Here is a 1,039-nt window from a genome sequence, read left to right on the forward strand (position 1 = left end):
ACCGAGATCGAATTCGCATGGGTGGGGCATGCCCCACCCATGCGATCGCCTCAATCTACACCGGAAATTACACCACGAGCGCGGACGCTAACCGAGTTCCGATGGCCAGAATTTTCCGCTCGATCGGCGCGCCCAAGCGACCGGTGCAGTCAATCCGCACAAGGGCAGCGAACCGTCAGTCTCCTTCTACACCCACGTTTCGGATCGGTATGCGCCATTTCATGCCAAGGTGATTTCCGCTAGCGCGAGTGAGGCTGCGCACGTCCTTGACGGCCTGTTGCATCACGGTGCCGAACTGGCGATCGAACGTCATCACACCGACGGCGGCGGCGTGTCCGATCACGTTTTCGCGCTGTGCCACCTGCTGGGCTTTCAGTTCGCACCGCGGATTCCGAACATCGCCGCGCGGCGGCTCCATCTCTTTCGTGATGCGCGGCCCGGTCCGGACATCGCCCCGCTGGCCGCGCAAGCCATCGATGAGCAGCTTATTGCCAGTCACTGGGAAGATATTGTCCGCCTCGCGACGTCGATCCGGACCGGCGTCACGAGTGCGTCTACGATGCTCGAGCGCCTCGGCTCCTATCCGCGCGCCAACGGTCTGGCCCTGGCGCTGCGCGAGGTCGGTCGGGTCGAACGGACGCTTTTCACCCTCGATTGGATCGAAAAGCCGGAAGAACGGCGCCGCGCCACACGTGAGCTGAACAAGGGCGAGGCGCAGAACGCCCTCAAGCGGGCGATCTTCTTTCACCGCACCGGTCGGATTCGCGACCATGGGATTCAGGCCCAGGGACACCGGGCAAGCGCCCTCAACCTGGTCGCCGGAGCCATTGTCCTGTGGAACACGACCTACATGGAGGCGGTACTGCACCATCTGGAGCGGCATGGGAAACAGATCCAGCCCGAGTTGCTCCAGTACTTGTCGCCGTTGGGTTGGCAGCACATCAATCTTACGGGCGACTACCTGTGGACGGACGCCAGCACAACGGGCGGAACGCTGCGGCCGCTGCGCCAAAAGATCGGCGTTTCCGATGCCCAAAAT

1 pseudogene is annotated in these 1,039 nt (G+C 62.8%); it reads left to right on the forward strand.

Annotation, left to right across the window (positions count from 1 at the left end):
- Positions 1–94: 94 nt before the first annotated feature.
- Positions 95–1,039 (forward strand): annotated as a pseudogene (locus OKA11_RS24410) (Tn3 family transposase); the annotation flags it as partial.

The sequence above is a fragment of the Novosphingobium clariflavum genome (genome assembly GCF_026420865.1).
Classification (GTDB): Bacteria; Pseudomonadota; Alphaproteobacteria; order Sphingomonadales; family Sphingomonadaceae; genus Novosphingobium; species Novosphingobium clariflavum.